The following is a 16,485-nucleotide window of genomic DNA, read 5'->3' on the forward strand; positions in this document are numbered from 1 at the left end:
GTGATCTAAGCCATGAGTGAATCGTGCGCCCGACGTGCCAGACGCGCCCGACATGTCAGACGTGCCCCAGCGACCCGAGAGCCGAGGGAAGGTCCATGCCAAGGGATCGGTCCGTACCGAGAACTGCCCTGCTCGTCTCCACCGCCCTGTTCGCCGCCCTGTTGTCGCCGGCCGCCTCCCGCGCCGCCGACGACCCCGCGCCCACCCCCGTCGACCGCTTCGAGGGCGAGGTGCCGTTCGCCGCCCAGCCCGCCGAGGGCATCTTCACCTGGGGGAGCGACGCCGACGACCCGCCCACGCTGCGGCTCGCGGAACGGCCCGACGCCCCCGACGGGCAGAAGGTCCTCGAAGGCGCCTACGCGATCAGCGGCTGGGGCGGCTTCACCCACGACTACGCCGCGACCGCACCCGCCCACGACTGGTCCGCCCACCGCGGCATCCGGTTCTGGTGGGAGGGCCGCGGCACCGGCGCCAAGGTCGGCTTCGAGATCAAGGACGGCGGCGCCCACGGCGAGGCGTCCGAGCTGTGGACGACCTCCTTCACCGACGACTTCACCGGCTGGAAGCGGATCGAGATCCCCTTCTCCGACTTCGCGTACCGCACCGACTACCAGCCCGTCGGCGGCATCGACCAGGTCCTCGGCCTCACGCAGATGTGGGGCTACGCCGTCACCCTCCCCGCCGGCGCGGGCGGCGGGTTCGCCATGGACGGCGTGGAGCTGTACGGCCGGGCCGACCAGTCGCTGCGCGCGTCCGTGACCACCGACGCCGCCGTGTACCCGGTGAAGGAGGGCGCCGCGGCCGCCGTCCGCGTCACCCTCGCCACCACCGGCGCGGCCCCCGTCGACCAGCCGGTGACCGTCGCCTACCGCACCGCCGGCGGCACCGCGACGGCCGGCGCCGACTACACCCCGGTCTCCGGCTCGGTCACCTTCCCCGCGGGCACCGCCTCCGGCGCCTCCCGCACGATCAGGATCCCGACCCTGAAGGACCGCACCGCCGAGGCCGCCGAGACCGTCCCGCTGCAGCTGACCGTCACCGGCGCCAAACCGCCCGCCGAGACCCCGCAGGTCGTCGTCGACGCGCACGGACTGCCGTACCTGAACGCCGGACTGCCGGTGAGGCAGCGGGTGAAGGACCTGCTCTCGCGGATGTCCCTCGCGGAGAAGGCCGGTCAGACCACCCAGGCCGAACGCGGCGCGATCACCGCCCCCGCCGACATCGCCGGCTACGCCCTCGGCTCGCTGCTCTCCGGAGGCGGCTCCACCCCCACGCCCAACACCCCCGAGGCCTGGGCGAAGATGATCGACGCCTTCCAGCTCCGGGCGCAGGCGACCCGCCTGCAGATCCCGCTGATCTACGGCGTCGACGCGGTGCACGGCCACAACAACCTGTCGGGCGCCACGGTCATGCCGCACAACATCGGCATCGGCGCGACCCGGGACCCCCGCCTCGCCCAGCGCACCGGCGCGGTGACCGCCGCCGAGGTCCGGGCCACCGGAGTCCCCTGGGACTTCGCGCCCTGCCTGTGCGTCACCCGCGACGAACGCTGGGGCCGCTCCTACGAGGCCTTCGGCGAGGACCCGGCGCTCGTGAAGTCCATGGAGACGGTGATCCAGGGCCTCCAGGGGGCCCGCGACGGCCGTGACCTGAAGAACGACGACAAGGTCCTGGCCACCGCCAAGCACTTCGTCGGCGACGGCGGCACGACGTACGGCTCCTCGACCACCGGCACGTACACCATCGACCAGGGCGTCACCGAGGTCACCCGGCGGCAGCTGGAGGCTGTGCACCTCGCGCCCTACCAGGATGCGGTCGACCGGGGCGTGGGCACGGTCATGCCGTCGTACTCCTCCCTCGACGTCGCCGGCGACGGCCGCGGCCCGGTGAAGATGCACGCCCGCGCCGACCTGCTGACCGGCGTCCTGAAGGGCCGGATGGGCTTCGACGGCTTTGTGATCAGCGACTGGAACGCCATCGACCAGCTGCCCGGCGACTACGCCGCACGCGTGCGCACCGCCGTCGACGCCGGCGTCGACATGATGATGGTCCCCTACGGATACAAGGAGTACAGCGCCGCCCTGATCGCCGAGGTGAAGGCCGGCCGCGTCAGCGAACGGCGGCTCGACGACGCCGTCTCCCGCATCCTCGCCCAGAAGTTCCGCCTCGGTCTCTTCGAGCAGCCCTACGCGGACACGAGCGGCGCCTCTCGCATCGGTTCCGCCGCCCACCGGGGCGTCGCCCGGGAGGCCGCCGCCGCCTCGCAGGTGCTGCTGAAGAACGACGGCGGCGTACTGCCGCTGAAGAGGACCCAGAAGGTCTACGTGGCCGGCTCCAACGCCGACGACATCGGCAACCAGACCGGCGGCTGGACGATCACCTGGCAGGGCGCGTCCGGCGACATCGCCCCCGGCACCACGATCCTGGAGGGCATGCGCAGGGCGGGCGGCGGGCCGATCACGTACTCCAAGGACGCCTCCGCACCCCTGACCGGCCACGACGTCGGCGTGGTCGTGGTGGGCGAGACGCCGTACGCCGAGGGCGTCGGCGACGTCGGCAACGGCCACGACCTGGAGCTGAGCCCCGCCGACCGGGCGGCCGTCGACAAGGTCTGCGCCGCGATGAAGTGCGCGGTCCTGGTCGTCTCCGGACGTCCGCAGCTGATCGGCGACCGGCTCGGACAGATCGACGCCCTGGTCGCGAGCTGGCTCCCGGGCACCGAGGGCGACGGCGTGGCGGACGTGCTCTACGGCCGGCGTGCCTTCACCGGGCAGCTCCCCGTCACCTGGCCGCGCTCCGGGGCCCAGGTGCCGATCAACGTCGGCGACACGGCCTACGACCCGCAGTACCCGTTCGGCTGGGGTCTGACGACCCTGGCCCAGACCCCGCGGGGCGCAGCGGCCGGCCTCGGGGCGCTCCGCCTCGCGGCGACCGCGGCCGAGCGCGCGGGCTCCGACGCGGCCGGCCGGGCCGCGGTGACCAGGGCCCGGCTGATCGTCCAGCAGAAGGTCGGCGGCAACCTCACGGCCGGCGTCTCGAAGCCCTTCGCCGAGGCGGACCGTCTGCTGCTGACCGGCCGCTACCGGGCGGCGGTGGAGAAGCTGACGGAGGCGTACCGGGCGGCCTGAGTCCGCTCGACCTCGCGCACAGCCGACTGGTTTGGTGGGCTTCGGGTAGTTTCGAGGTATGAAGGTCGTGTCAACGGCCCGGAGCCCCCTCTCCCCGGTGGCCGCGCTCGTGCTCGCCGTCCTCGCCCTGCTGACGGCGGGCGCTCCGCGCGCCGACGCGGCCACCAGCGTGTCGGCCGTCGCCGAGGCCCTGCGCGAGAGCCCGGTCTACGTCGACCCCGGGGCGAGCGGCCAGCTGTCCCAGGCGGACGCGCACGCCCTCCAGCGGCGGATCGAGTCCGCCGGCAAGCCGCTGTTCATCGCCGTCCTGCCGGCCGGATACCCCACGGCGGACCTCTTCACGGACCTGCGCGCCGCCACGGGAGTCACCGGCGCGTACGCGATCCGCCTCGGCGACCGCTTCGACGCGCGAGCCGACTCCTCGGTGCTCTCCCGCACGGCCGTCCAGAACCTGGTCACCAGCGTCCGCGGGGAGAGCGACGCCCGCACGCAGCTGACCGACTTCACCGACCGCGCCCTGCTGAACATGGGCGGTTCGGCTCCCGCGAGCTGGGGCTCCCGGGACGACGGCGGCGGGGTCTCGCAGACCGCGCTGATCACGGCGGGCGTCGTGCTGGCGGCGGGCGGGGCCGGCGCGTACACGCTGGTGCGCCGCAACCGCCGGCGGCGCGCGGCCGAACAGCGGGCCGCCCTCGACCGGCTGCGGGTCGTCGTGGACGAGGACATCACCGCGTTCGGCGAGGAACTCGACCGGCTGGACTTCCATCCGGCGGAGCCGGGCGCCGACGACGCCATGCGCGCCGACTACGAACGCTCCCTCGACGCCTACGAACAGGCGAAGTCGGCCATGGCGGCGGCCGTCCGGCCGGAGGACGTCCGCGGTGTCACCCAGGCCCTGGAGGACGGCCGCTTCTCCCTCGCCGCGCTCGCCGCCCGCCGGGAGGGCCGGCCGCTGCCCGAACGCCGTCCGCCCTGCTTCTTCGACCCCCGCCACGGCCCCTCGGTCGGCGACGCCGCCTGGACGCCGCCCGGCGGGGCCACGCGCGAGGTCCCGGTGTGCGCGGCGGACGCGACCCGGCTGGCCGACGGACGCGACCCGGTGATCCGCGAGGTCGACAGCGACTACGGACGCCGCCCGTACTGGGAGGCGGGCCCGGCCTACGGCCCCTGGGCGGGCGGCTACTTCGGCGGCGGCATCCTGCCCGGTCTCCTCGTCGGCACGATGCTCGGCTCCATGATGGCCACCCCGTCCTACGCCCACGACTACGGCGCCGGGTACGGCGACCTCGGCGGCGGCGGGTACGACGGCGGCGACGTCTCCGGGGCCGACTTCGACCCCGGAGACTTCGGCGGCTTCGGCGGCGGGGGAGGGGACTTCGGAGGGGGCGGCGGGGGCGACTTCGGCGGAGGGTTCTGATCCCGGCGGTCCCGGCGCAGGATCCCGCGCCGCCCGGCGGCCGCCGTCGCGGGACGCGAGCCGGCCGCCGGGCCCCGTCGAGGCGTGCTCAGTCCTGCGCGGCGGCCTTGGCGAAGCCCAGCAGGCCGTCGAAGTCGATCGCGCCCGGGTCGCCGTGTGTGTTCTCGGGGACGTGCATGTGTCCGCACACCCCCTTGAACGCGTTCCAGCGCTCTCCGCTCATGCGCTGGCCGCCGCCGTTCCCGGCCGACTTCGGGTAGGCGGGCCACAGCGCCGGACCGCGCAGCGGCACATGGTGGTGGATGTTCATCCAGGCCAGGTACTGGGCGACGGCGCGCAGCGCCCACTCAGGGGCCTTCGGCCAGTAGACGTGCGCCTGGCCGCGGGCCGTCCACTTGGCGTGCAGGCTCGGATCGCAGGTGCCGACGAGTTCCACCTGGCAGACGTTCAGGGTGTTGGTCTCGACGCCGCCGCGCAGGTTGGCCAGGGCGCGGGAGGAGATGTCGATGTCGAAGTGCTGGTACCACTTCAGCTTCCTGGCGGCGAAGTCCGGCGCCGCCGTCAGGTTGGGCGCGACGGAGCCGCCCTGGTAGTCGGGCAGCGAGCGACCCTCGGTGGTGTGCAGGACGACGACGTTGACCTCCATGCGGTCGCCGCCGAAGTCGTCCTGGTACCAGTGGTCGCGGTTCGCTCCGGGGTAGTGCTGGGGTCCGGTCCTGGTGCTCATACCTCGTGACTGTGACACAAGGCACAAAAAGGGGCCGGAAGCTCTTCGCTTCCGGCCCCTTTCCACCGTTTTCCTCCGTATCGGGTCAAGCGCTTACGCGTTCTTGATCGCCGAGATGTCAAAGTTCAGCTTGATCTTGTCCGAGACCAGTACGCCGCCCGTCTCCAGCGCCGCGTTCCAGGTCAGACCCCACGCGGAGCGCAGGATCTCGGCCTTGCCCTCGAAGCCGACGCGCTCGTTGCCGAACGGGTCCTTCGCGGCGCCGTTGAACTCCAGGTCGATGGTGAGCGGCTTGGTGACGCCGAGGATGCTCAGGTCGCCGGTGACGCGGTAGTCGTCGCCGCCCGCGGACTCGACGCTCGTGGAGCGGAAGGTCATCGCCGGGAACTCGTCGGTCTTGAAGAAGTCGGCGCTCTTGAGGTGGCCGTCGCGGTCGGCGGACCCGGTGTCGATGCTGTCCATGCTGACGTCGATGGAGGCGGTGGACCGGGACGGGTCGGAGCCGTCCAGCAGCAGCGACCCGCTGAAGTCGTTGAACTTGCCCTTGACGTTCGTGACCATCGCGTGCCGGGCCACGAAGCCGATCGTCGAGTGCGCCGGGTCGATCGTGTACGTGCCGGTCAGCGCTGCGAGCTCGGGGCTCGCCGTGGCGGCGGCGGCGGCAGCGGCGGAGTCGTCGGTGTTCTTGCGGCCGAAGATGCTCATGGGATGCTCCTTGGGGACGGGGGAAGATCCAGTTTGTTTAACCTTCAATGACTCTCAACGCGGGCGGTCGCGGACCTATTCCGCGGACGCCGCCGAACTCCCGGCATCACCCGACCGGCCGAAGCCGAAGCGCGTCGCGCACCCTGGATGTGAGGCGGATCGCACGCCTGGTCTTTGTGCGACACCTACAAGCGCCAGGCCCTCTGAGCAGTCGGAACGGCTGCACACCCGCCGGGTTCTGTTCGGTGGTACCAGGAAAACGCTCCGGAGACTGTACGGAGTCGACGTCTCCCTTTCCTTGGCGGGCTTCGTAAGGTCGCTACATGACCGTTTTGGAAGAGACGACGGGCGAACAGGCCGCGGAGCCGTCGGAGCCCACGGACGCGCGCGGCCGCGTGGCCGAGCTGCACGAGATCCGTGCGCAGGCTCTGGCCGGTCCGAGCGAGAAGGCGACCCAGGCGCAGCACGCCAAGGGCAAGCTGACCGCCCGGGAGCGGATCGAGCTGCTCCTGGACCCGGGGTCCTTCCAGGAGGTCGAGCAGCTGCGCCGGCACCGGGCGGTGGGATTCGGCCTCGAGGCGAAGAAGCCGTTCACCGACGGTGTGATCACCGGATGGGGCACGGTGGAGGGCCGCACGGTCTTCGTCTACGCCCACGACTTCCGCATCTTCGGCGGCGCGCTGGGCGAGGCCCACGCCACGAAGATCCACAAGATCATGGACATGGCCATCGCGGCCGGTGCTCCGCTGGTCTCGCTCAACGACGGCGCCGGCGCCCGTATCCAGGAGGGCGTCTCCGCGCTCGCCGGCTACGGCGGCATCTTCCAGCGCAACACCAAGGCCTCCGGCGTCATCCCGCAGATCTCCGTGATGCTCGGCCCCTGCGCGGGCGGCGCGGCGTACAGCCCCGCCCTGACCGACTTCGTGTTCATGGTCCGCGAGACCTCGCAGATGTTCATCACCGGCCCCGACGTCGTCAAGGCGGTCACCGGCGAGGAGATCACGCAGAACGGCCTCGGCGGCGCCGACGTGCACGCCGAGACCTCGGGCGTCTGCCACTTCGCCTACGACGACGAGGAGACGTGCATCGCGGAGGTGCGCTACCTCCTGTCGATGCTGCCGCAGAACAACCGCGAGAACCCCCCGCGCTCCGAGGCCGGCGACCCCGCCGACCGCCGCGGCGACGTCCTGCTCGACCTGGTCCCGGCCGACGGCAACCGCCCGTACGACATGACCAAGGTCATCGAGGAGCTCGTCGACGACGGCGACTACCTCGAGGTCCACGAGCGGTGGGCGCGCAACATCATCTGCGCCCTGGCCCGTCTGGACGGCCAGGTCGTCGGCATCGTCGCCAACCAGCCCCAGTCCCTGGCCGGCGTGCTGGACATCGAGGCCTCCGAGAAGGCCGCGCGGTTCGTGCAGATGTGCGACGCCTTCAACATCCCGATCGTCACCCTGCTGGACGTGCCCGGCTTCCTGCCCGGCGTCGACCAGGAGCACGGCGGCATCATCCGCCACGGCGCGAAGCTGCTGTACGCCTACTGCAACGCGACCGTCCCGCGCATCTCGCTCATCCTGCGCAAGGCCTACGGCGGCGCCTACATCGTCATGGACAGCCAGTCCATCGGCGCGGACCTCACCTACGCGTGGCCGACCAACGAGATCGCCGTCATGGGCGCCGAGGGCGCGGCCAACGTCATCTTCCGGCGGCAGATCGCCGGCGCGGAGGACCCCGACGCCATGCGGGCGCGCATGGTCAAGGAGTACAAGTCCGAGCTGATGCACCCGTACTACGCGGCCGAGCGCGGCCTCGTCGACGACGTCATCGACCCGGCGCAGACCCGCGAGATCCTGATCCGCTCCCTGGCGATGCTCCAGTCGAAGCATGCCGACCTGCCCTCCCGCAAGCACGGCAACCCTCCGCAGTAACCCGGCGGACCCCTCGCGGTACCCCTGCGGAAACCTCATCCACGGAGACTGAGACCCATGAACACTCCCGACATCCGCGTCGAGAAGGGCCACGCCGAGCCCGAGGAAGTCGCCGCCATCACGGCGATCCTCCTGGCCCGCGCCGCGGCCCGCACCTCCGAGTCCGCTGCGGACCGCCGCGGCCGCCACAAGGCCGGCTGGCGCCGCCTGGAGCGCGAGGGCGGCTTCCGCGCCCCGCACAGCTGGCACTGACCTCGCACGACCCCCTACGACGAAAGGGCCCCTCTCCAGGAGAGGGGCCCTTTCGCATGCCCGGGGGCGCGGGGGCCGCGCGATCGGCCCCGGCTGCCCGGCGCGGACGGTACGTGGCCGTCCACGCCGGGCAGTCCGGCAGCCGTGGGGACGCCTACCGCAGCCGTGCCATCAGCGCGTGCTCGACGAGCGTGATGAGCGCGGACTTCGCGTCGGCGCGGTGCCGGGCGTCCGTCGTGATGATCGGGGTGTCCGGGCCGATCTGCAGCGCCTCGCGCACCTCGTCCGGGTTGTACGGCTGGTTGCCGTCGAAGCCGTTGAGGGCGATCACGAAGGGGAGACCCGAGTTCTCGAAGTAGTCGACCGCGGGGAAGCAGTCGGCGAGACGGCGGGTGTCGACGAGGACGATCGCGCCGATGGCGCCCCGTACCAGGTCGTCCCACATGAACCAGAAGCGGTCCTGGCCGGGCGTGCCGAACAGGTACAGGATCAGGTCCTGGTCGAGCGTGATGCGGCCGAAGTCCATGGCGACCGTGGTGGTCGTCTTGTCCCCGGTGTGGGTGAGGTCGTCGATGCCCGCCGACGCGGACGTCATGACGGCCTCGGTGCGCAGCGGATTGATCTCCGAAACAGCCCCGACGAACGTGGTCTTGCCCACGCCGAAGCCGCCCGCCACCACGATCTTCGCGGAAGTGGTGGAGCGGGAGGGACCCCCGCTAGAGCTTGCGAAGTCCACTGAGCACCCTTTCGAGCAGTGTCACGTCTGGCTGGCCGCCGGCGCTCTCGTCGCCGCCGGGCTGATGGATGGCGACCAGGCCCGCTTCCGCCAGGTCGGCGACGAGGATCCTGGCCACACCGAGGGGGATGGTCAGCAGCGCCGAGATCTCGGCGACCGACTTGATCTCTCGGCAGAGGTTGCAGATCCGCTGATGCTCGGGCAGCTGGCCCTGCATCTGATGCGGCTGCGCGGTGGTGTGCACCAGCGCCTCGATGGCGAGCTGGTACCGCGGGCGGGTCCGGCCACCGGTCATGGCGTACGGGCGCACCAGCGGGTTGTTCGACGAGCCGGCGGGCGCCGCCTCGGGGGAGCGCCGATGCGGCTGCACCGGCTGGATGCGCGGGGCGTGCGGCTGGTCGTACGGGGACGGCCCCGGGCCCTGCGGCCCCTGAGGCGTGTACGGCCGCTGCTGGCTGGGCGCGGAGGGGTAGCTGTAACGGTTCGGGTTCTGGGTACCGTCGTTCTGGCCCTGGGCAGGACCGTACGACCAGTTGCCCGAATGCGAACCGCCTGGGGGTGTTGCCACTCTCTCTCCTCCTCCGACTGTGCCCTGGCACCCATCACGTGGAGCCGCGTCCCGAAACACTACGGCCTCGGGACGCCAAAACGCACCGTCCGTTTGTTAGTTGAGAAGGCTCCCTTGGAGCTCTGCTCGAAGGTCGGGCGTCAGGACCGAACCGGCTCGGTCCACCAGAAGGGCCATCTCGTACCCAATGAGACCGATGTCCGCCTCGGGGTGTGCGAGCACGGCGAGCGAGGAACCGTCGGACACGGACATGATGAAAAGGAATCCCCGCTCCATCTCCACGACCGTCTGGTTCACGCTGCCTCCCTCGAAGATCCGGGAAGCGCCTGCCGTCAGGGACGTCAGACCTGAGGCGACGGCCGCGAGCTGGTCGGCACGGTCGCGGGGGAAGCCTTCGGACATCGCCAGAAGGAGTCCGTCGGCGGAGACCACCACCGTGTGGGACACCCCCGGGGTGTTGTCCACGAAGTTGGTGATCAACCAGTTCAGGTTCTGTGCCGCCTGGCTCATCGGGCTCACACTAACGCTCCTGGTTGTAGGTGCTGTCAGGCCCACTGCGATGATTCCCAGTGGCCTGGCCGTTCGTTTCACTGCTTCCTGCGTTGCGTCCGCGCTGGACGCCGCGACGCAGGTTGCTCAACCTGCCTCGGACGTCCTCCGGGGCGCGGGAGACCTGTGGGCCCCCCTGGGGGGTGCTCTCGGCGGCGCCTTCGATGAGGTTGGCCTTGGGCACCCGCCGCGGCAGACCGGAGGAGGTGACCCCGCCCGCCTTGGGCTTCTTCAGAGCGGAGGCCTGCTGCCAGCGCTCGTCGTTCGCCGACCGCCAGATGTCGCCGCCGCCGCTGCTCTCCGAGGAGGAGGCAGGTGCTTCCTGCTTCGTGGCGGGCCGCGTGCCGTTCGCGCCGCTTGCGGTGGATCCGCGGCGGGGCAGACCGGCTTCGGTCAGCGCGTGAGAGGCGGAAGGGCTCGATCCCGGACGGTCGAAGCCTACGCGGTTCTGCTCACCCGCGTCAGCGACCTGCGCGGATTCCGCTTCCGGAGCGTACTGGTCCGGGTAGCCGTTCTGGTAACCGTTGCCGTGGCCGTTCTGCTGGGGCCAGTCGTCCTGGTAGGACTGCTGCTCCTCGTACGGCGGGAAGTCCTCGGACGTGGCCGGCTCGGCCGCCGTCCGCTCCTCCTGGACCGGCTCCGCATACGCGGGGTCGGGGTAACCGCCGTTCGACGGGAAGCCGTCGCCCTGCGGCGCCGTGCCGTTCGGCGAGAAGTACTGGTCGTCGTACGCCGGGCGCTGCTGCTCCTGGTACGCCGTCTGCTGGTCGAACGAGGCGGGCTGCTCGGCGTAGCCCGTCGCGCCGCCGTCGTAGTGGCCCTGGGCGCCGTTCTGCGCGGGGTCGTAGCCGTTCTGCGCGGCTTCGTAGCCCTGCTGCTGATGGCCGGCCTCGAAGTTCTCGCCGTAGGCGGCGGCCTCGGCGGACTGGAGCGGCTGCGCGGACTGATGGTCCGGCTGGCCCGTCTGGGACTCCAGTGCCGCGCGGCGCTCCTCGCGCATCAGGGACCGGCCCACCGGGTCCAGGTCGCGGATGTCGTCGGGGACCTCGTAGCGGCTGTCGTCGAAGCCGAGTTCGGCGGCGGTGCGCATCGGCAGACCGTTGTTGAAGTCCTCGCCGGCGCCGTAGCTCTGCTCCGGGATGATCTGCGAGACCGTGAACTCGTCGCGGTCCGGGTGGTGCTGCTGCTGTTCGCCGCCGCCGCCGTGCGTGATGGCGTCCGGCAGCATGACCAGCGAGGTGGTGCCGGCCTGCTCGCCCGACGGGCGCAGCTGGACGCGGATGCCGTGCCGGTCGGACAGCCGGCCGACCACGAACAGGCCCATGCGCTGCGAGATCGCTGCGTCCACGGTCGGCGGGTTGGCCAGCTTGTGGTTGATGTCCGCGAAGTCCTCGGCGGTCAGGCCGATGCCCTTGTCGTGGATCTCGATCATCACGCGGCCGTCGGGCAGACGGGTCGCCGTGACGCGGACCTTGGTCTGCGGGGAGGAGAACGTGGTGGCGTTCTCCAGCAGCTCGGCGAGCAGGTGCACGAGGTCGGTCACGGCGCGGCCGTGGATCTCGGCCTCCGGGACGCCCGACAGCTCGATGCGCTCGTACTGCTCCACCTCGGAGGAGGCGGCGCGCAGCACGTCGACCAGCGGGACCGGCTGGTCCCAGCGGCGGCCCGGCTCCTCGCCGGCGAGGACCAGGAGGTTCTCGCCGTTGCGGCGCATACGGGTCGCGAGGTGGTCCAGGCGGAAGAGGTTCTCCAGCTGGTCCGGGTCGGCCTCGTTGTTCTCCAGGTCGGTGATCAGCGTCAGCTGGCCCTCGATCAGGGACTGGTTGCGGCGCGACAGGTTGGTGAAGATCGCGTTGATGTTGCCCCGCAGCAGGGCCTGTTCGGCGGCGAGCCGGACGGCCTCGCGGTGGACCTGGTCGAAGGCGCGGGCGACTTCGCCGATCTCGTCCGTGGTGGTGATCGGGATCGGGGCGACCCGGGTGTCGACCCGGCCGGGGTCGGTGCGGGAGAGCTGGTCGACCAGCATCGGCAGGCGCTGTTCGGCGATGCCGAAGGCGGCGTTGCGCAGCTGGCGCATGGAGCGGCTCATCTGGCGGGCCACCGCACCGGCGAGGATGAACGCCAGGAGCAGGGCCACGACCACGGCGGCGCCGGTGATGATCGCGGAGGTCTTCGCGTCGGCCGCGATGTCCGATGCCTCGGACACGGCCTTGTCGGTCAGGTCCGACTCGATCTGCCGGTAGGCGTCGTACTTCAGCGTGGTGACCGCCCACCAGTTCTCCATGCTGATGCCCTTGCCGGCGAGGGCGGCGCGCTCGCTGCCGTCCCTGCTCTGCATCGTGGAGATGGCGACGACCATCGTCGTCGGGTTGGCGGGCGGCGGAACGTAGTCCGGGTTCTTCTGCTTCGCCTCGGCGGCCTGTGCGGCGCCGTCGCTCTTGATCTTCGCCTCGGCGTCCTGCAGCTTCTGCGCGTCGGCCTCGGTGCCGCCGCCGACGTACTCCTCGATGGCGATGCCCTCGAGGTAGGCGTAGGAGGAGAGGGAGACCTTCTGCTTGGCGAAGTCGTCGTTGCGCGGGCCCGGCTTGATCAGCAGATGCATGCCGATCGAGCGCTCCAGCGACATCGCGGCCTTGGTCAGCGAGATCGCGTAGACGGTACGGCCGTAGGAGGTGATGTTTCCGGTGCCCAGGCCGAGCTCGTTGGAGAACTCCATCAGGGGGTGCGCGACCGCGGTGTAGCCCTCTTCGGTCTGCACGCCCGACAGCTTGGAGGTGTAGGCGGCCGCACGCAGCGGCGCCAGCTTGGTCTCCGCGTCGCGGAACAGCTTCAGCCGGCGCTCGAGACCGGCCTTCGCCGGCATGTTCTTGGCGGCCTCGTCGAAGGCGTTGGCGGCGGCGTCGGTGACCTTGCGGGCCGCGACGACCGTCGGGTCGTCCCGCTTGCCGGCGAGCAGGGGCGCGGCGGAGATGTCGCGCTCCTTGTAGATGGCGTCGCCGTAGCTCAGCGAGGCCCGCACCAGGCGCGCGGTGTTCTCCGCGTCCTCGGCCTCCTGCCAGGTGTCGATCGAGCTCTTCACCTGGAAGCCGCCCATGACCAGGCCGACCACCACGGGTATGAGCAGAATCGCGTTCAGCCGGGTCGGCACCCGCCAGTTGCGCGGGGAGAGACGGCTGCCGCTCTTGGCGGGCGCGGCCGTCGGCTCCGGGCCGGGCACATGGGCGGGCGCCGCTCCGCGCGGCGGCGGCGTGAAGTTGCCCCGGGCCGCAGGCTCGGGACTTTTCTTGCTTCGCCTCACTCGACCAACAACCTCTCGGCGGTCGGCACCTTCGTCGTGCCGCTGTGTCTCAGAGCCCGGTCAGCCATCGACCATGAGTACGTCATTGACTATTGGGCAGTTCAGGCATTCCAGCATGACGACCAGCCCTCTTCCAAACATGGGAAAGAGTTGGTTCGACGTGATGTAAACCCCAGATAAAACGGTCAAAAAGAACGAGCCCCGCCAAAAGGCGGGGCCTTCGTACGCACAGCGAGACTGACTGACCGCGACGCGTGGCGGGACTCGTCGATTCCACTGCCGAAACGTTATGAACACCGGAGCCGACCGTGTCAAAGCCCACAGCCGGCTCCAGGGCGCCTACGGCACATGCTGTACGTCACCAGGTGCTTGAAAGTTACCGCAGTCGCGCCATGAGCGCATGCTCGACCAGGGTGATCAGCGCGCTCTTGGCGTCCGAGCGGTGCCGGGCGTCCGTCGTGATGATCGGGGTGTCCGGGCCGATCTGCAGTGCCTCGCGCACCTCTTCGGGCTGGTAGGGCTGCTGCCCGTCGAAGCCGTTGAGCGCGACGACGAACGGCAGACCGCTGTTCTCGAAGTAGTCGACCGCGGGGAAGCAGTCGGCCAGCCGCCGCGTGTCCACCAGCACCACCGCGCCGATCGCGCCGCGCACCAGGTCGTCCCACATGAACCAGAAGCGGTCCTGGCCGGGCGTGCCGAACAGGTACAGGATCAGGTCCTGGTCGAGCGTGATGCGGCCGAAGTCCATGGCGACCGTGGTGGTCGTCTTGTCCCCGGTGTGGGTGAGGTCGTCGATGCCCGCCGACGCGGACGTCATGACGGCCTCCGTGCGCAGCGGGTTGATCTCGGAGACGGCGCCCACGAACGTGGTCTTGCCCACGCCGAAGCCGCCCGCCACCACGATCTTCGCGGAGGTGGTCGCCCGGCCCCCGTCAGAGCTTGCGAAGTCCACTGAGCACCCTTTCGAGCAGCGTCACGTCCGGAGCGCCGCCGTTGTTCTCGTCGCCGCCCGGCTGGTGGATGGCCACCAGTCCGGCCTCGGCGAGGTCCGCGACGAGGATCCGCGCCACACCCAGCGGCATGGCCAGCAGCGCCGAGACCTCGGCGACCGACTTCACCTCGCGGCACAGGTGACAGATGCGCTGGTGCTCCGGGAGCAGCCCCATGAGCGCTGCCGGGTCGGCCGTGGTGCTGATCAGCGCCTCGATGGCGAGCTGATAGCGCGGCCGGGTCCGGCCACCGGTCATCGCGTACGGACGCACCAGCGGCTGGTCGCCCTCATCGCCGTACGGCTCCGCGTACGGATCATGATGGGCGGTGGGCGGGGTCATGGATCCTCCGGGCGGGACAGCAATTTTGGTTTGTCGTGCCGTCCGTCGAGGCCGGTGGGGGGAATGTGTCGGCCGGACGGTGATTTCGTGAGGCGGGTGGTACTCGGGCGGGTCAGTGGAGCAGACTGCCCTGGAGCTCGGCGCGAAGGTCGGGCGTGAGGACCGCGCCCGCTCGGTCGACGAGCAGCGCCATCTCGTAGCCGACGAGGCCGATGTCGCACTCGGGGTGCGCGAGCACGGCGAGCGACGAGCCGTCCGAGACGGACATGAGGAAGAGGAAGCCTCGCTCCATCTCGACGACCGTCTGGGCCACGTTGCCGCCCTCGAAGATCCGGGAGGCCCCGGCCGTCAGCGACGTCAGCCCGGAGGCGACGGCCGCCAGCTGATCGGCGCGGTCCCGGGGGAAGCCCTCGGACATGGCCAGCAGGAGCCCGTCGGCGGACACCACGACGGTGTGGGACACCCCGGGGGTGTTGTCCACGAAGTTGGTGATCAACCAGTTCAGGTTCTGTGCTGCCTGGCTCATCTGGCTCAACTAACGCTCCTGCTGGTGAGTGGGGCTCGGGAAACTGCCGGTCGAGCCGTTGCCGGCCTGACGACCCTGCGCGATGCCCCGACGGAGATTGGTCAGCCGGCCGCGTACGTCGTCAGGCGAACGCGAGACCTGCGGACCGGTCTGGTGCTGTTGCTGCTGAGCCGTGCCCGGGACGAGGTTCGCCCGGGGCACCCGGCGCGGCAGACCGGAGGTGGTGACGCCGCCCGCGGCAGGCTGCCGGACGCGCTCGGCCTGACGGACGAGTTCGTCGTTGGGCGAGGTCCGCCAGGAGGCGGGAGCGGAGGCCGGACGCTGCGGAGCGGCCGGAGCCTGCGGCTGCTGTTCCTGCTGCGGAGCCGGGGACGGCGCCGCGCCGCCCGCCTGCTGACCGTGGAACCAGTTGGTCTCCAACGTGTCGTACAGCGGGGTACGGCCGTCGCCGGGACCCGGGGCCGGCGGCAGGGCCTCCGGCTCGGGACGTCCGGCCGGACGCTGCGGGACCGGCTGCTGCGCGGCTCCGTAGCCGTTGGGCTGGGCGACGGGGAACTGGCCGGTGGACGACGGGTCCTGGCGGGCGGGCAGGGAGTGCTGCCCGGTGGCGGAGCTGTCGTAGCCGGGAGACGCGAACCGGCCCGTGGAGCCGTTGTCGTAGGCCTGCGGCGCGAACTGGTCCGGCGCCGCCGGAGCGTTCTGGCCGCCGGGGGCCCCGAAGACGTCGGAGCGGGTGTACCCGTTGTCGCCCGGACGTCCGCCCGCGCCGGGGCGCTGGAACTGACCGGTGTCCTGCGGGTTGCCCACGGCCGGGAACTGGCCGGTGTTCTGCTGACCGTTCGCCGGGGTGCGGCCGAAGTCGGCGGGACGGCCGAAGTCCGCGGGACGGCTGAAGTCGGCAGGACCGGCCTGGCCCTGACGGTCGTCGGCGCGCGGCGCCGCGGGTATCTCGGCGGTGGCGCCGGGACCCTGACGGTCGTCGATGCGCGGCATCCGCGAGGTCTGCGCGACGTCCGGCTCCTCGTGGCCGCGCGGGGCGTCCAGCGGGGTGCGCGGCACCGGCGGCCGGGCGTTCTCGTCGCCCCAGCTGGGCATGCGCGACTGCGGGTTGCCGCCCGGCAGCTCGGCGCGCGGACCGCCGCGCGGCGGCAGCTGCGGCTGACGGCCGCGACCGCCCTGCTCGGCGTTGTCGGCGCGCTGTTGCGGCGGACGTCCGCCGAACATGTCCGGACCCTGCGTGCTGCCGTTGGCCGCCTGCAGACCCTGCGGCGCGCCCGGCGCCTGGCCGCCGAAGCCGGCGCCGGCCGGAGCCGGACGGCC

The 16,485-nt window shown here is 71.3% G+C and carries 13 protein-coding genes and 1 pseudogene; 4 read left to right on the plus strand and 10 right to left on the minus strand.

Annotation, left to right across the window (positions count from 1 at the left end):
• Positions 1 to 95 precede the first annotated feature (95 nt).
• Complete coding sequence (locus ABT300_RS04050) at positions 96 to 3,128, plus strand: glycoside hydrolase family 3 N-terminal domain-containing protein (RefSeq protein ID WP_351671780.1); 3,033 nt, start codon at positions 96 to 98, stop codon at positions 3,126 to 3,128.
• A 58-nt stretch (positions 3,129 to 3,186) separates the two neighbouring features.
• Positions 3,187 to 4,545 (plus strand): hypothetical protein, encoded by a 1,359-nt coding sequence (locus ABT300_RS04055; RefSeq protein ID WP_351671783.1) that lies wholly within the window; start codon positions 3,187 to 3,189, stop codon positions 4,543 to 4,545.
• Positions 4,546 to 4,633: 88 nt separating this feature from the next.
• Here the strand turns inward: ABT300_RS04055 and ABT300_RS04060 are convergent, their stop codons facing one another.
• Both ABT300_RS04060 and ABT300_RS04065 read right to left on the minus strand, forming a co-directional pair.
• Positions 4,634 to 5,272, minus strand: a complete 639-nt coding sequence (locus ABT300_RS04060) for a hypothetical protein (protein ID WP_351671786.1) — start codon at positions 5,270 to 5,272, stop codon at positions 4,634 to 4,636.
• A 93-nt stretch (positions 5,273 to 5,365) separates the two neighbouring features.
• On the minus strand, positions 5,366 to 5,977 hold the full coding sequence (locus ABT300_RS04065; RefSeq protein ID WP_351671789.1) for a YceI family protein: 612 nt from the start codon (positions 5,975 to 5,977) through the stop codon (positions 5,366 to 5,368).
• A gap of 323 nt (positions 5,978 to 6,300) precedes the next feature.
• On the opposite strand from ABT300_RS04065, the gene ABT300_RS04070 reads away from it, so the two are divergent.
• On the plus strand, positions 6,301 to 7,905 hold the full coding sequence (locus tag ABT300_RS04070) for an acyl-CoA carboxylase subunit beta (RefSeq protein ID WP_351671792.1): 1,605 nt from the start codon (positions 6,301 to 6,303) through the stop codon (positions 7,903 to 7,905).
• 57 nt (positions 7,906 to 7,962) lie between these two features.
• Positions 7,963 to 8,157 (plus strand): acyl-CoA carboxylase subunit epsilon, encoded by a 195-nt coding sequence (locus ABT300_RS04075; protein WP_351671795.1) that lies wholly within the window; start codon positions 7,963 to 7,965, stop codon positions 8,155 to 8,157.
• Positions 8,158 to 8,311: 154 nt separating this feature from the next.
• Here the strand turns inward: ABT300_RS04075 and ABT300_RS04080 are convergent, their stop codons facing one another.
• The 8 genes and pseudogenes from ABT300_RS04080 to ABT300_RS04115 form a co-directional block, all read right to left on the minus strand.
• Positions 8,312 to 8,893, minus strand: a complete 582-nt coding sequence (locus ABT300_RS04080; protein ID WP_026248371.1) for a GTP-binding protein — start codon at positions 8,891 to 8,893, stop codon at positions 8,312 to 8,314.
• On the minus strand, positions 8,874 to 9,461 hold the full coding sequence (locus ABT300_RS04085; protein ID WP_319277464.1) for a DUF742 domain-containing protein: 588 nt from the start codon (positions 9,459 to 9,461) through the stop codon (positions 8,874 to 8,876). The genes ABT300_RS04080 and ABT300_RS04085 overlap by 20 nt, the downstream gene beginning before the upstream one ends.
• Positions 9,462 to 9,557: 96 nt before the next feature.
• Positions 9,558 to 9,971 carry a roadblock/LC7 domain-containing protein gene (locus ABT300_RS04090; protein WP_037781109.1) on the minus strand — a complete coding sequence of 138 codons (414 nt, stop codon included), beginning with the start codon at positions 9,969 to 9,971 and terminating at the stop codon, positions 9,558 to 9,560.
• Between the two features lie 10 nt (positions 9,972 to 9,981).
• A complete protein-coding gene (locus ABT300_RS04095) occupies positions 9,982 to 13,308 on the minus strand; it encodes a sensor histidine kinase (RefSeq protein ID WP_351671799.1) in 3,327 nt (1,108 codons plus the stop codon).
• A 376-nt stretch (positions 13,309 to 13,684) separates the two neighbouring features.
• Positions 13,685 to 14,260, minus strand: coding sequence for a GTP-binding protein (locus ABT300_RS04100; RefSeq protein WP_030793795.1), 576 nt, complete (start codon positions 14,258 to 14,260; stop codon positions 13,685 to 13,687).
• Positions 14,241 to 14,639 (minus strand): DUF742 domain-containing protein, encoded by a 399-nt coding sequence (locus ABT300_RS04105; protein ID WP_009190816.1) that lies wholly within the window; start codon positions 14,637 to 14,639, stop codon positions 14,241 to 14,243. Before ABT300_RS04105 ends, ABT300_RS04100 begins: the two co-directional genes overlap by 20 nt.
• A 112-nt stretch (positions 14,640 to 14,751) precedes the next feature.
• Positions 14,752 to 15,165 (minus strand): roadblock/LC7 domain-containing protein, encoded by a 414-nt coding sequence (locus ABT300_RS04110; protein WP_003973453.1) that lies wholly within the window; start codon positions 15,163 to 15,165, stop codon positions 14,752 to 14,754.
• Positions 15,166 to 15,174: 9 nt separating this feature from the next.
• Positions 15,175 to 16,485 (minus strand): annotated as a pseudogene (locus ABT300_RS04115) (nitrate- and nitrite sensing domain-containing protein); the annotation flags it as partial.

Origin of the sequence: Streptomyces sp. NPDC001027 (assembly GCF_040299045.1) — a bacterium.
Lineage (GTDB): Bacteria > Actinomycetota > Actinomycetes > Streptomycetales > Streptomycetaceae > Streptomyces.

Coding starts and splice junctions, on each gene's coding strand:
- ABT300_RS04070 (WP_351671792.1), top strand. CDS start 6,301: ATGACCGTTTTGGAAGAGACGACGGGCGAACAGGCCGCGGAGCCGTCG.
- ABT300_RS04055 (WP_351671783.1), top strand. CDS start 3,187: ATGAAGGTCGTGTCAACGGCCCGGAGCCCCCTCTCCCCGGTGGCCGCG.
- ABT300_RS04110 (WP_003973453.1), bottom strand. CDS start 15,165: ATGAGCCAGGCAGCACAGAACCTGAACTGGTTGATCACCAACTTCGTG.
- ABT300_RS04090 (WP_037781109.1), bottom strand. CDS start 9,971: ATGAGCCAGGCGGCACAGAACCTGAACTGGTTGATCACCAACTTCGTG.
- ABT300_RS04075 (WP_351671795.1), top strand. CDS start 7,963: ATGAACACTCCCGACATCCGCGTCGAGAAGGGCCACGCCGAGCCCGAG.
- ABT300_RS04065 (WP_351671789.1), bottom strand. CDS start 5,977: ATGAGCATCTTCGGCCGCAAGAACACCGACGACTCCGCCGCTGCCGCC.
- ABT300_RS04105 (WP_009190816.1), bottom strand. CDS start 14,639: ATGACCCCGCCCACCGCCCATCATGATCCGTACGCGGAGCCGTACGGC.
- ABT300_RS04050 (WP_351671780.1), top strand. CDS start 96: ATGCCAAGGGATCGGTCCGTACCGAGAACTGCCCTGCTCGTCTCCACC.
- ABT300_RS04060 (WP_351671786.1), bottom strand. CDS start 5,272: ATGAGCACCAGGACCGGACCCCAGCACTACCCCGGAGCGAACCGCGAC.